The organism is Pseudomonas sp. FA117, assembly GCF_057370475.1.
The window spans coordinates 1111525-1124901 of record NZ_CM170675.1 but is presented as its reverse complement, the minus strand read 5'-3'; the positions used below and the strand labels follow the sequence as shown (position 1 = coordinate 1124901).

The following is a 13377-nucleotide window of genomic DNA, read 5'->3' as shown; positions in this document are numbered from 1 at the left end:
TGTAAACCTGTGGGTCAGGTTTGAGCAGAGGGATGTGTCGGCAGAACTGGCGCCTTCGCACCTAGAACCGAGAAGAGGCCGGGCGGCGTACCGCCCGGCTGATCGTTCTACAGATGCGACTCGGCGTACTCGGCGAGCACCGAGCGCGGCACACCCTGCAGGGTGATGTGCACGCCGTGGGGGAAGTCCTTGAAGCGCTCGGTGAGGTAGGTCAGGCCCGAGCTGGTCGCGGACAGGTAGGGGGTGTCGATCTGCGCCAGGTTGCCCAGGCAGACCACCTTGGAACCTGAGCCTGCACGGGTGATGATGGTTTTCATCTGGTGCGGGGTGAGGTTCTGGCACTCGTCGATCAGGATCAGGCTCTGCTGGAAGCTGCGCCCGCGGATGTAGTTGAGCGACTTGAACTGCAGCGGCACCCGCTCGAGGATGTACTCGACACTGCCGTGGGTGCTTTCGTCATCCATGTGCAAGGCTTCGAGGTTGTCGGTGATGGCGCCCAGCCAAGGCTCCATCTTCTCCGCCTCGGTGCCCGGCAGGAAGCCGATCTCCTGGTCCAGCCCCTGCACGCTGCGGGTGGCGATGATGCGCCGGTAGCGCTTGCTGACCATGGTCTGCTCGATGGCAGCGGCCAGGGCCAGGATGGTCTTGCCCGAGCCGGCTGCGCCCGTGAGGTTGACCAGGTGGATATCCGGGTCGAGCAGGGCGAACAGCGCCAGGCTCTGGTGGATGTCGCGCGGCTTCAGGCCCCAGGCTTCCTGGTGCAGCAGCGGCTCCTGGTGCAGGTCGAGCAATAGCAGCTCGTTCTCGCGAATGCCCTTGATCCAGCCGACGAAGCCCTGCTCGTCGATGATGAACTCGTTGACGTGCACCGCCGGCAAGTTGTCGATCAGTTGCACCCGGTGCCAGGTCCGGCCCCGTTCCTGGCGGGTGTCGACCTTGCTGACCCGGTCCCAGAAGGAGCCGGTGACCGAGTGGTAGCCCTTGGACAACAGCGACACGTCATCGACCAGCTGGTCGGTGCTGTAGTCCTCGGCGGCAATGCCACAGGCACGCGCCTTCAGGCGCATGTTGATGTCTTTGGTGACCAGCACCACGTCCAGGTCAGCCCGCCTGGCGCGCAGTTCCAGCAGCTGGTTGATGATGATGTTGTCGTTGAGGTTTTCCGGCAGCAGCCGGTTGGGTTCGTTGCGCGGGCTCATCAGGATCGACAGGAAGCCCTTCGGCCCGCCCTTGCCTCGCTGGATGGGTACCCCTTGTTCGACATCGGTGGGAGAAGCATCGCCCAGGGTCTGGTCGATCAGGCGAATGGCCTGGCGGCACTCGGCGGCGATGGTCTGTTTACCGGTCTTGAGCTTGTCGAGTTCCTCCAGCACCGTCATCGGTATGGCGACGTGGTGCTCCTCGAAGTTGAGCAAAGCGTTGGGGTCGTGAATCAGGACGTTGGTATCGAGCACATACAGGATTGGCTGGTTGGAGGAAGGGTTGCGTCCTTGGTCATCCATACTCGGTCACCTTATGTGAAAGCAGGACGGCACAGCTCGGCTGCGCCGCAGAGTGACCGCCGTTCTCCCCGTATCCGCGTCGTTACGGGCGGGGAGCGAACCTGACACAGGAGGGCCTGGATGACGCCACCTGTGCTGCAGGAATCGGCTGTCTGATTCCTTCATACCGCAAAAAGCGTGACGGAAAAAAGACTTTTTACGCTCAGGTGAAGTTTATTTTGCCGAATGACGAACCGACCTTGGCGGGACCGTGACAGGGGACTACAGTCAGTGGTGGACCCTCATTTTTCTGTCTGGCGCAGATGCGCATACGCCTGGCAATCCTCCCACCCGATCCCGCTCTGCGCCGTATGCTGCAACAGCCACTGCAGCGCGGGCTGTGCCCTGGGCAGGGTGTCATGGAACTGGATCACGCCCTTGCGCCACAGCAGCATGAGGGTCATCACCCGCTGGGCGGACTGCTCGGCACCCAGCGCTGCGTCGTCCTGGGCATCGATATCCCATAACGAAACCTGCAGCCCCTGCGCCGCCATGAACGTCTCGCCGTCGGCACGTCGCTGGCCATAGGGCGGACGGAACAACGGCACGTACTGCTCGGGCATCAGCCCCTGGACCTGCGCCTGGCTGCGCCGCAGGGAGTCCTGCCAGCCCTGCCACTGGGCATGGGAGCGGTATTCCCAGCCCTGGATCCCCACGCACTGCCCGCTGTAAAGCGCTGCGACATCAGCCCCGCGGGCCATGTCGCGACGTTGCTGCACACGGTTGCCGAGCACGAAGAAGGTACCGCCCAGCTTCTGTCGGCGCAGGTAGTCGGTGAGCACATCCGTGCTACTGCCGAGCGGGCCCGGCCCACCGACGAAGCTCAGCAGGAACATCCGGTCGTTGAGTTCATCACCATTGCGCTCACGGCTCGACAGGCGCTCGATCTCGCTGCTGGTCTGCGGAAACAGCGCTGCCTTGCGCAGTTGTTCGTCCAGGTAACGGAGATTGAACTGATGACTCGGCTCGACCCATTCCTGGTAGAACTCGCCGACATCGGCAGCGAACGTTGCCGAACGCGTGCGCAAGTCAGCCATTGACTCGACGGGATAGCAGAATGATGCATCCTGCTCGCAGCTCAGTTGCGCCTGCTGGTAGTTTTCCCACAAGCGCTGCCACATGCGCGCCCGCACCGAGCGCACCACCCCCAAGTTGATCTGGCGCAGGCCCAGGCGTGCGGCCAGGCTTGATTCGTCGAGCATCTCGCTCTCATGCAGGACCTGGGCGAAGGAGAGAATCTGCGCACGCGATGCCACGTCGAACAGCACCGGGCTGTCGAGCTGCTCCGGCCAATGGCTGCGGTCGAAGCTGACGGAATTGGACGGGGCGGCCTGCACAGCGACGCTGAACAGCCCGACCAGCACGGCGAAGGCGATGCGCACGATCGGTTCTCCCTAAACAGATGATGCGCACTATAGCGCCTGCCCAGGCGATGGTCTGTGACTATCGTCAGCATAGTTTGGCGTTGCCCTGCTGGCCCCGTAGAATCGTCGCCGACGATTACAGGAGCCGACCTCATGCTGACGGTGATTTCCCCCGCCAAGACCCTCGACTACGACACCCCGCCGGTTACCCAGCGCCACACCCTGCCGCAGTACCTGGACGATTCGCAGACACTGATCAGCCAGTTGCGCGAGCTGTCGCCGGCGCAGATCGCCGAGTTGATGCACCTCTCCGACAAGCTCGCCGGCCTCAACGCCGCGCGCTTCGGCAGCTGGACCCCGGACTTCACCCCCGCCAACGCCAAGCAGGCACTGCTGGCATTCAAGGGTGACGTCTATACCGGGCTGGATGCCCAGACCCTTGGCGAAGACGACTTCACCTACGCCCAGCAGCACCTGCGCATGCTGTCGGGTCTTTATGGCCTGCTGCGCCCACTGGACCTGATGCAACCCTACCGCCTGGAGATGGGCACCAAGCTGGCCAACGCCCGCGGCAAGGACCTCTACGCGTTCTGGGGCACGCGCATCAGCGAATGGCTGAACCAGGCCCTGGCCGAGCAGGGCGACGAACTGTTGCTCAACCTGGCCAGCAACGAGTATTTCAGCGCAGTGAAGAAGAGCACGCTGAACGCCCGGGTGATCGATGTCGACTTCAAGGACCTGAAGAACGGCCAGTACAAGATCATCAGCTTCTACGCCAAGAAGGCTCGCGGGCTGATGAGCCGTTTCGTGATCCAGGAGCGCATCAACGACCCTGAGCAGCTCAAGCGCTTCGACGTGCAGGGCTACTACTACAGTGCCGAGCAGTCCAAGGCCGATCACCTGGTGTTCCTGCGCGATCACCCGGCTGACTAACCCTGGAACTTTTAGGGGCAACTGTCTTGCTCAAAATCTAAAGGCCAGCCCAATACCTGTGGGAGCGGGCTTGCCCGTGAACACGGGCGTAGCCCGTGCCAGGCACCGCGGTGTGCTTTTCGCGGGCCAGCCCGCTCCCACAACAAGCCCGCTCCTACAGGTACCGCACCGGTACAGAAAGCCCCGCCATAAAGCCAAATTATCGGCGCCAAAAAACAGACGAAACTGAGCTTATCGCCAAACGCCATAAGACCGTTCGTAGTTTTTTGACGAATTTTGAAAAAAATTTTCGGATGCTGGCATATAACTATCTCGCCTCGTTTCGGCCCTTTATATATAGGGATAAAACCGACCCGTGCCATCAGAATGAAAGTATTTCTCACTGAAAAAATATTTAGAAATCTTTCATCTGCGCCAAACCCACCCCGGAACTTCTCTCATCGGCAATCGCTCATAGCACCCGTAACGCATCACGAGCGGATAACGTGAGAGATGACTTACAGATGACAGGTGGCCGGTATCCACTACCACCACTGACAACTTCGACGACCGCCAAGGTACGCCCAGGCGGCCAGTCACAGCAGGAGAGCCGCGCCCCTACTAATCGTCCTAGTGGTTGATTTCAAAGGATTTATCCACTTGAAAGAACAAGCACAGCAACGCACTGAATAACGCGTTGCAATAAAGACGGCTGCAGTTCAGGGCACGCCTTTTTTAATTACTGGCCTTTTACTGCCAATGTTGAGCGCATAACTTTTGCGTTCCGGATTCATTCATGCCTGCGTTCGGTGAAGTGTCAATTCGCCATGGATCCGTGCGCCCGTAAAGCAGGTTAATCAACCCGGTCCGGCTCTTCGAAAGAGCCGGCGTGATAAACACACGAGGTGAATACGATGCGTATCAGCATCTTTGGTTTGGGTTACGTGGGTGCCGTCTGTGCAGGTTGCCTGTCGGCACGGGGCCATGAAGTGATTGGCGTGGACGTCTCCACCACCAAGATCGACCTGATCAACCAGGGCAAGTCGCCCATCGTCGAGCCGGGTCTGGAGCAACTCCTGCAGCAAGGCATCGCCAATGGCCGCCTGCGTGGCACCACCGACTTCGCCGAGGCGATCCGCGCCAGCGACGTGTCGATGATCTGCGTCGGCACCCCGAGCAAGAAGAACGGCGACCTGGGCCTGGAATACATCGAGTCGGTGTGCCGCGAGATCGGCTTCGTGCTGCGCGACACCACCCGCCGCCACACCATCGTGGTGCGCAGCACCGTGCTGCCGGGCACCGTGAAGAACGTGGTGATCCCGATCCTCGAAGACTGCTCCGGCAAGAAGGCCGGCGTCGATTTCGGCGTGGCGGTCAACCCCGAGTTCCTGCGCGAAAGCACCGCGATCAAGGACTACGACCAGCCACCGATGACTGTCATCGGCGAACTGGACAGCGCCAGCGGCGACGTGCTGCAGGCGATCTACGAAGAGCTCGACGCCCCGGTCATCCGCAAACCGATCGAAGTGGCCGAGATGATCAAGTACACCTGCAACGTCTGGCACGCCACCAAGGTGACCTTCGCCAACGAGATCGGCAACATCGCCAAGGCGGTCGGCGTCGATGGCCGCGAAGTGATGGACGTGGTCTGCCAGGACAAGGCCCTGAACCTGTCGCAGTACTACATGCGCCCAGGCTTCGCCTTTGGCGGGTCGTGCCTGCCCAAGGACGTGCGCGCCCTCACCTACCGCGCCGCCAGCCTCGACGTGAATGCGCCGCTGCTCGATTCGCTGATGCGCAGCAACGAGTCGCAGGTGCAGAACGCCTTCGACATCATCGAGAGCCACGACAAGCGCAAGATCGCCCTGCTCGGCCTGAGCTTCAAGGCCGGCACCGACGACCTGCGCGAAAGCCCGCTGGTGGAACTGGCCGAGCGCCTGATCGGCAAGGGCTACGAGCTGAACATCTACGACCAGAACGTCGAGTACGCCCGTGTCCATGGCGCCAACAAGGACTACATCGAGTCGAAGATCCCCCACGTGTCCTCGCTGCTCAATGCCGATTTCCAGCAGGTGGTCGATGGCGCCGACATCATCATCCTCGGCAACCGCGACGAGCAGTTCCGCGCCCTTGCCCAGCAAGCCCCGGAAGGCAAGCAGGTGATCGACCTGGTCGGCTTCATGAGCAAGCCCACCAGCCCCCTGACCCGCACCGAAGGCATCTGCTGGTAAGCCAGCCCGACGCGGGGCCATGTGGCCCCGCATTCTCCTGATTCTCGCGACGGATGCTGAACATGCAAAGGCTCCAGACAGTGCTGTTGCAGTGCGCCGGATGGCTGCTCTACATGAGCCTGCTCATGCTGATCGCCCTGGCCCTGCCCAGCGATATCTTCGACTCGCAATCGAAGCACTTCATCTTCCTGGTCGGCGCAGTCGGCATCTGGCGCTACTCGATGGGCGCCACCCATTTCATCCGCGGCATGATCTTCCTCTACCTGGTCTACCCCTACCTGCGCCGCAAGGTGCAGAAGCTGGGCAAGGCCGCCGCCCCGTCGCACGTGTACCTGATGGTCACCAGCTTTCGCATCGATGCGCTGACCACCGCCCAGGTGTACAGCTCGGTGATCCGCGAGGCGATCGAGTGCGGCTACCCGACCACCGTGGTCTGCTCGCTGGTGGAGAAGTCCGACGAGCTGCTGGTCAAGAGCCTGTGGGCCAAGTACAACCCGCCCGAACACGTCGCCCTGGACTTCGTGCGCATCGCCGGCACCGGCAAGCGCGACGGCCTGGCCTATGGTTTTCGCGCCATCTCGCGGATGCTGCCGGACGAAAACGCCGTGGTCGCGGTGATCGACGGCGACACCGTGCTCGCCGACGGCGTGGTGCGCAAGACCGTGCCCTGGTTCAAGCTCTACCCCAATGTCGGTGGCCTGACCACCAACGAATTCTGCGAAGTGCGCGGCGGCTACGTCATGAGCGAATGGCACAAGCTGCGCTTCGCCCAGCGTCACATCAACATGTGCTCGATGGCCCTGTCCAAGCGCGTGCTGACCATGACCGGGCGCATGTCGATGTTCCGCGCCAGCGTGGTCACCAACCCCGAATTCATCGCCGACGTCGAGAGCGACTCGCTGATGCACTGGCGCCTGGGCCGCTTCAAGTTCCTCACCGGTGACGACAAGTCGAGCTGGTTCAGCCTGATGCGCCTGGGCTACGACACCTTCTACGTGCCGGACGCGGCGATCAACACGGTCGAACACCCGCCGGAGAAGAGCTTCGTCAAGGCCAGCCGCAAGCTGATGTACCGCTGGTACGGCAACAACCTGCGGCAGAACTCCCGCGCCCTGGGGCTGGGCCTCAAGCGCCTGGGCCTGTTCACCAGCATCGTCCTGCTCGACCAGCGCGTGTCGATGTGGACCAGCCTGCTGGGCCTGACCGTCGCAGTGATCGCCAGCTTCAAGTTCGGCCTGCAGTTCCTGCTGGTCTACCTGCTGTGGATCGGCATCACCCGCCTGATCCTCACCATCATGCTGCTGTGCTCGGGCCACAGCGTCGGCCCGGCTTACCCGCTGATCCTCTATTACAACCAGATCGTCGGTGCGGTGATGAAGATCTACGTGTTCTTCCGCCTCGACAAGCAGTCCTGGACCCGCCAGCCGACTGCCCTGAAACGCGACCTCGCCAGTTTTCAACAATGGTTCAACACCTGGTCCTCTCGGACCATGACCTTCTCGGCCGCCAGCATCTTCGTCGCCGTGCTGTTCATGGTCGTGTGAAGCCCAACCCGGATCGGATCTAACAGGAACAAATCACCATGAATACCGCCGTGAACGTCAACGTCGTGCATGAATCCGAAGCCCAGCGCCAGCACGCCCGGGTGCGCATTCCAGCCAAGCTGCGCTACCTGGACGGCGATCGCCAGCCGCAGGATGTGAAGGTCGACGACCTCTCCGCAGGCGGCCTGTCCTTCCATGCCAGGAACGCCCTGCCGGTCGGCGAGGTGGTTCGCGGTCGCCTGCAGTTCGTGGTCGACAACCTCGGCCTGTCGATGGACATCGAGTTCCTGGTGCGCGCAAGCGACCCGAAAACCGGCCGCACCGGTGCCGAGTTCCAGAACCTCGAACCGCGCGACATCGCCACCCTGCGCCACATCATCACCAGCCACCTGTCCGGCGAACTGATCAGCGTGGGTGACGTGCTCAGTACCCTGCAGCGCGACAACTTCACCAAGGCGCGCAAGCAGAAGGATGCAGGCTCGGGCCTGTCGGCCTTCGGTCGCCTGCGGGCCGTCACCGTCACCCTCGGCGTGTTCGTGGTCGGCATTGCCGCCTTCGGCTTCGTCGCCAAGTCGCTGTACGGCCTGTACTTCGTCAGCCACGCCGAAGCCGGCGTGGTCGCGGTGCCGACCACCAACGTCACCATGCCCCGTGACGGCAGCATGCAGAGCCTGGTGGAAAGTGGTGCACAGGTGGTCAAGGGCGCGCCACTGGCGACCTTCAACACCAGCATGCTCGACCTGCTCAAGGGCCACCTGGACGACTCGCAACTGGAGCCGGCCAAGGTCGAGGAACTGTTCGGCAAGCAACTCTCCGGCACCCTCACCAGCCCCTGCGATTGCGTGGTCGCCCGCCAACTGGTGGATGACGGCCAGTACGCCAGCAAGGGCCAGCCGGTGTACCAGTTGATCCCGCGCACCACCAACCCGATGGTCGAGGCGCGCTTCAGCTATCGCCAGTTCGACGAGGTCAAGCCAGGGACCCGCGTCAACTTCCAGATCGCCGGCGAGGATGAAGTGCGTACCGGTGTGATCGTCGGCAGCGCCAGCCTGGACAACGACAACCTGGCTTCGGACATCCGCGTGCAGATCAAGCCGGACGGCGCACTGCCCGCAGAGTTGGCCGGTCGCCCGGCCTCGGTGAACAGCGACCGTGGTCCATCGCTGGACTGGCTGATCGACAAGGCCGTGGCCCGCGGGCTGTGAGGGGGACAGAACGATGACCCTGAACAACTACACCTTTGCCTCTGTGGGAGCGGGCTTGCCCGCGAAGGGGCCAGCAGGCACACCTTCATCGCAGGTCCCGGCCATTCGCGGGCAAGCCCGCTCCCACAGGGCTCTCGGGCTCTGCGTCCTGGCCATCACCCTGGCCGGCTGTGCTGGCCTGCCTGACCAGCGCCTGGCCAACGAAGCGCTCAAGCGCGGCGACACCGCCACCGCCGAGGCCAACTACCGCGCCCTCGCCGACCTGGGCTACAGCGACGCACAAGTGGGCCTGGCCGATATCCAGGTCGGCACCCGCGACCCGGCCCAGCTCAAGCAGGCCGAGGCCACCTACCGCGCCGCAGCCGCTACCTCGCCGCGTGCCCAGGCGCGCCTGGGTCGCCTGCTGGTGGCCAAGCCCGACAGCACCCAGGCCGAACGCGAAGAAGCCGAAACCCTGCTCAAGCTCGCGGCCAGGCAAGGCGAAGGCAACACCCTGATCCCGCTGGCGATGCTCTACCTGCAATACCCGCAGAGCTTCCCGAACATCAACGCCCAGCAGCAGATCGACCAGTGGCGCGCCGCCGGCAACCCCGAGGCGGGCCTGGCGCAGGTGCTGCTGTACCGCACCCAGGGCACCTACGACCAGCACCTGGGCGAGGTGGAGACGATCTGCAAGGCCGCGCTCAACAGCACCGACATCTGCTACGTGGAGCTGGCCACCGTCTACCAGAAGCGGGCCCAGCCCGACCAGCAGGCCGCCCTGCTCGACCAGCTCAAGGCCGCCTACACCCGCGGTGCCGTGCCCGCGACACGGGTCGACAGCGTCGCTCGCGTGCTTGCCGACCGCAGCCTCGGCCAGACCGACGAAAAGACCGCCAAGGACCTGCTCGAACAGGTCGCCCCGGCCAACCCGGCATCCTGGGTCAGCCTTGCGCAACTGCTCTACGACTTCCCCGAACTGGGCGACACCGACCAGTTGATGACCTACATCGACAAGGGCCGCGCCGCCGAACAGCCACGCGCCGAACTGCTGCTGGGCCGCCTCTACTACGAAGGCAAGACCGTCCCGGCCGATGCCGTGAAGGCCGAGCAGCACCTGCAGGCCGCCGCCGACGCCGGCGAAATCAGCGCCCACTACTACCTCGGCCAGCTCTACCGCCGTGGCTACCTGGGCCAGGTCGAGCCGCAGAAAGCCGTCGACCACCTGCTCAGCGCCGCCCGTGGCGGCCAGCTCAGCGCCGACTACGCCCTGGCCCAGCTCTACAGCGAAGGCCACGGCATCCGCCAGAACCCCGGCAACGCCTGGGTGTTCGCCCAACTCGCGCAGGTCAACCCGACGCCGCAGTCCAGCGAACTGCTGCAACAACTCGACCAGCAACTCTCGCCCGACCAGCGCAGCCAGGCCCAGCGCCTGCTGGAGCAGGAGAAGAAGGCGCGCGCCGGGATGCTCCAGGCCAGCAACAGCCCACTGGCCCTGGACGCCCTGCAAGACGAGAAAGACGTAGACGCCGAGGACTCGCCATGACGCTCAATCCCTTCGTGAAAGCCGGCATCGGCCTGAGCTTCGCCCTGCTGTGGTCGCTGCCGACCCTGGCGGCGGAAACCGCAGTGAAGAACTTCGGCCTGGACGTGAAGATCACCGGCCAGTCCGAGGACGACCGCGACCTGGGCACCCGCTCCGGCGGCGACGTCAACGGCCTGGGCCTGGACCTGCGTCCCTGGGCGTACGGCGAACGCGGCAACTGGAGCGCCTTCGCCATGGGCCAGGCGGTGACAGCCACCGACACCATCGAGACCGACACCCTGCGCCAGAACGACGACGGCACCGCCGTCGACACCGGCGACGACAGCCGCAAGCCAGACAAGAGCTACCTGGCGCTGCGCGAGTTCTGGATCGGCTACAGCGGCTTCACGCCCTACCCCGGCGAGCAGCTGCGCTTCGGCCGCCAGCGCCTGCGCAGCGACGACGGCATGTGGCGCGACACCAACATCGAGGCGCTGAACTGGAGCTTCGACACCACCCTGCTCAAGGCCGACCTCGGCGTGGCCCAGCGCTTCAGCGAATACCGCACCGACCTCACCGAGCTGGCCCCCGAGGACAAGGACCGCACCCATGTGTACGGCAACATCGCCACGCAGTGGACACCTGGCCACTGGGTCGGCCTGCGCGCCCATCACACCCATGACAGCGGCAGCCTGAAGAACCCCGGCGAGACCGTCGACGCACTCGACAAGACCCGTACTGGCGACCTCACCTGGCTGGGCCTGGAGGCCAACAGCGATGCCTACAACTGGCGCAACGACCACACCGTCAACTACTGGGGCAGCGTCACCTGGCTGACCGGCGACCGTGACCGCCTCAGCAGCCAGCTGGTCGGCGACGACCAGGTCGCCACCGGCAAGCAGAGCGGCGACGTCAACGCCTGGGCCACCGACCTCGGCATCCGCCTGCGCCTCGACCCGCAGTGGCAGGTCGGTGCGGCCTACGCCCGTGGCAGTGGCGGCGGCGGCAGCGACGGTTCGAACAACTTCGAGCAGACCGGCCTCGAGAGCAACCGCTCCAACTTCACCGGCACCCGCTCGCGCGTGCACCGCTTCGGCGAAGCCTTCCGTGGCGAGCTGGGCAACCTGCAGGCAGCCACCCTGTTCGCCTCCTGGCAACTGCGCGACGACTACGACGCCAGCTTCATCTACCACAAGTTCTGGCGCGTCGATGGCAACCAGAACATCGGCTCCAGCGGCATCAACGCAGTGGTCAACGACGACGGCATCAACCGTCCGTTGATCAACGGCGAAAAAGACCTGGGCCAGGAGATGGACGTGGTGGTCACCAAGTACTTCAAGCAGGGCCTGCTGCCTGCCTCGCTGAGCCAGTCGATCGACGAGCCGTCGGCCCTGGTGCGCCTGCGCGCCGGTGTGTTCAAGCCCGGCGATGCCTATGGCAAGGAAGCGGACTCCTACATGCACCGCGCCTTCGTCGACGTGATCTGGCGCTTCTGAGGCCGGGAGAGGACCGCTATGAACCTGCACCCGAACCTTCGCCACAGCCTGCTCGCCAGCGCCCTGCTGCTGGCCAGCGGCATGGCCGCTGCCGCGCAACCGGCGGTGATCGCCAAGGAACTGCAACAGGCCAAGACCTACACCGTCGCCAGCGCCCCCATCGAGCCGCTGCAGATGGACCCGCCCAAGCTGCCCGACCTGTCTGGCTATACCGCACAGGCCGTGCAACAGAAGATCGACCGCCGCCACAAGGGCAAGGTCAGCGTGCGCCGCATGCTCCAGGAAGAGTCGCTCAAGGAATTCATCGGCGGCGACAACAAGGCCGCCGAGTGGGTCCAGCGCCAGCACGGCATCCCCCATGCGATCTTCGTCGATGACGGGCATGTCGACCTGGTCGAACTGAGCCGGAAAGTGCCCGCCCAGTACCTGCGTGAAACCTCGCCGGGCGTGTACCTGGCGCGCCTGCCGATCGTGGTCGGCCGCAAGGGCGTGCTGGAGATCGACGGCAAGGTCAAGGAACTGCGCCTGTCCCAGGAAGGCGGCTCGTTCATCGTCAACGACGGCAAGCTGTTCGTCAGCGACACCCGGGTCACCGGCTGGCGCGAGCAGGCCAACGGCCCGGCGACCTTCCGCTCGCCCAAGGAATTCCGCCCGTTCCTGCTCAGCTGGGGCGGCACCGAGACCTACATCGTCAACAGCAAGATGGCCAGCTTCGGCTATGCCAAGTCCAAGTCCTATGGCGTGAGCATCTCGCAATACACGCCGAACATGGCCAAGCAGATGGGCCGCCCCGAGCCGACCGGCTGGATCATCGGCTCGGAGTTCAGCGACATGTGGTACGGCTTCTACTGCTACGAGACCAGCGACTTCGTGGTCAAGGACTCGACCTACCGCGACAACATCGTCTACGGCATCGACCCGCACGACCGCTCGCACCGCCTGATCATCGCCGGCAACACCGTGTACGGCACCAGGAAGAAGCACGGCATCATCGTCTCGCGCGAGGTCAACGACAGCTGGATAATCAACAACAAGAGCTACGACAACAAGCTCTCGGGCGTGGTGATCGACCGCAACAGCGTCAACAACCTGATCGCCTACAACGAGATCTACCGCAACCACACCGACGGCATCACCCTCTACGAGAGCGGCGACAACCTGATCTGGGGCAACAAGCTGATCAACAACCGTCGCCACGGCATCCGTGTGCGCAACAGCGTGAACATCCGCCTGTACGAAAACATCGCCATGGCCAACGGCCTGGTCGGGGTGTATGGGCACATCAAGGACCTCTCCGACACCGACCGCGACATCGCCCTCGACCCGTTCGACACCAAGGTGTCGCTGATCGTGGTCGGCGGCGAGCTGGCGGCCAACGGTTCCGGGCCCTTGTCGATCGACTCGCCGCTGTCGGTGGAACTGTACAAGGTCTCCATGCTCGCCCCGCGCAAGTCCAGCGGCATCAGCCTCAACGGCGTGCTGGGCGAGCGCCAGGACGAAATCCTCGACCTGCTGGTGCGCCAGCAGAAGGCCGTGCTGATCGACCCGGTCGAACGCCAGACCGAAATGATCGACTAAGG

General features: G+C 63.9%; 9 protein-coding genes. 7 read left to right on the top strand and 2 right to left on the bottom strand.

What is annotated here, in order from left to right; translation table 11 throughout:
* Nucleotides 1-107: 107 nt before the first annotated feature.
* Complete coding sequence (locus AC1TXO_RS05255; RefSeq protein WP_402766248.1) at nucleotides 108-1502, bottom strand: PhoH family protein; 1395 nt, start codon at nucleotides 1500-1502, stop codon at nucleotides 108-110.
* 281 nt (nucleotides 1503-1783) lie between these two features.
* Nucleotides 1784-2923 (bottom strand): polysaccharide deacetylase family protein, encoded by a 1140-nt coding sequence (locus tag AC1TXO_RS05250; RefSeq protein WP_486405341.1) that lies wholly within the window; start codon nucleotides 2921-2923, stop codon nucleotides 1784-1786.
* 135 nt (nucleotides 2924-3058) lie between these two features.
* Between AC1TXO_RS05250 and yaaA the strand changes: the two genes are divergently transcribed.
* The 7 genes from yaaA to algG all read left to right on the top strand — a co-directional run bounded on the left by yaaA (nucleotide 3059) and on the right by algG (nucleotide 13375).
* The gene (gene yaaA, locus AC1TXO_RS05245; RefSeq protein ID WP_486405340.1) at nucleotides 3059-3838 is read left to right on the top strand and encodes a peroxide stress protein YaaA; all 780 of its coding nucleotides are present in this window, start codon (nucleotides 3059-3061) and stop codon (nucleotides 3836-3838) included.
* 893 nt (nucleotides 3839-4731) lie between these two features.
* Nucleotides 4732-6048, top strand: coding sequence for a nucleotide sugar dehydrogenase (locus AC1TXO_RS05240; RefSeq protein WP_486405339.1), 1317 nt, complete (start codon nucleotides 4732-4734; stop codon nucleotides 6046-6048).
* Nucleotides 6049-6110: 62 nt separating this feature from the next.
* A complete protein-coding gene (locus AC1TXO_RS05235) occupies nucleotides 6111-7592 on the top strand; it encodes a glycosyltransferase family 2 protein (protein WP_486405338.1) in 1482 nt (493 codons plus the stop codon).
* 38 nt (nucleotides 7593-7630) lie between these two features.
* On the top strand, nucleotides 7631-8797 hold the full coding sequence (locus AC1TXO_RS05230) for a PilZ domain-containing protein (RefSeq protein WP_486405337.1): 1167 nt from the start codon (nucleotides 7631-7633) through the stop codon (nucleotides 8795-8797).
* A gap of 13 nt (nucleotides 8798-8810) precedes the next feature.
* Nucleotides 8811-10322: an alginate biosynthesis TPR repeat lipoprotein AlgK gene (gene algK / locus AC1TXO_RS05225; protein WP_486405336.1), complete on the top strand. Its 1512-nt coding sequence runs from the start codon at nucleotides 8811-8813 to the stop codon at nucleotides 10320-10322.
* Nucleotides 10319-11797 carry an alginate export family protein gene (locus tag AC1TXO_RS05220; protein WP_486405335.1) on the top strand — a complete coding sequence of 493 codons (1479 nt, stop codon included), beginning with the start codon at nucleotides 10319-10321 and terminating at the stop codon, nucleotides 11795-11797. Before algK ends, AC1TXO_RS05220 begins: the two co-directional genes overlap by 4 nt.
* 18 nt (nucleotides 11798-11815) lie before the next feature.
* Complete coding sequence (gene algG / locus AC1TXO_RS05215) at nucleotides 11816-13375, top strand: mannuronan 5-epimerase AlgG (protein WP_486405334.1); 1560 nt, start codon at nucleotides 11816-11818, stop codon at nucleotides 13373-13375.
* Nucleotides 13376-13377 lie beyond the last annotated feature (2 nt).

Bases quoted from the DNA above. Each gene is read 5' to 3' on its own strand.
- AC1TXO_RS05220 (WP_486405335.1), top strand. From the start codon at position 10,319: ATGACGCTCAATCCCTTCGTGAAAGCCGGCATCGGCCTGAGCTTCGCC.
- AC1TXO_RS05235 (WP_486405338.1), top strand. From the start codon at position 6,111: ATGCAAAGGCTCCAGACAGTGCTGTTGCAGTGCGCCGGATGGCTGCTC.
- algG (WP_486405334.1), top strand. From the start codon at position 11,816: ATGAACCTGCACCCGAACCTTCGCCACAGCCTGCTCGCCAGCGCCCTG.
- algK (WP_486405336.1), top strand. From the start codon at position 8,811: ATGACCCTGAACAACTACACCTTTGCCTCTGTGGGAGCGGGCTTGCCC.
- AC1TXO_RS05240 (WP_486405339.1), top strand. From the start codon at position 4,732: ATGCGTATCAGCATCTTTGGTTTGGGTTACGTGGGTGCCGTCTGTGCA.
- AC1TXO_RS05230 (WP_486405337.1), top strand. From the start codon at position 7,631: ATGAATACCGCCGTGAACGTCAACGTCGTGCATGAATCCGAAGCCCAG.
- yaaA (WP_486405340.1), top strand. From the start codon at position 3,059: ATGCTGACGGTGATTTCCCCCGCCAAGACCCTCGACTACGACACCCCG.
- AC1TXO_RS05255 (WP_402766248.1), bottom strand. From the start codon at position 1,502: ATGGATGACCAAGGACGCAACCCTTCCTCCAACCAGCCAATCCTGTAT.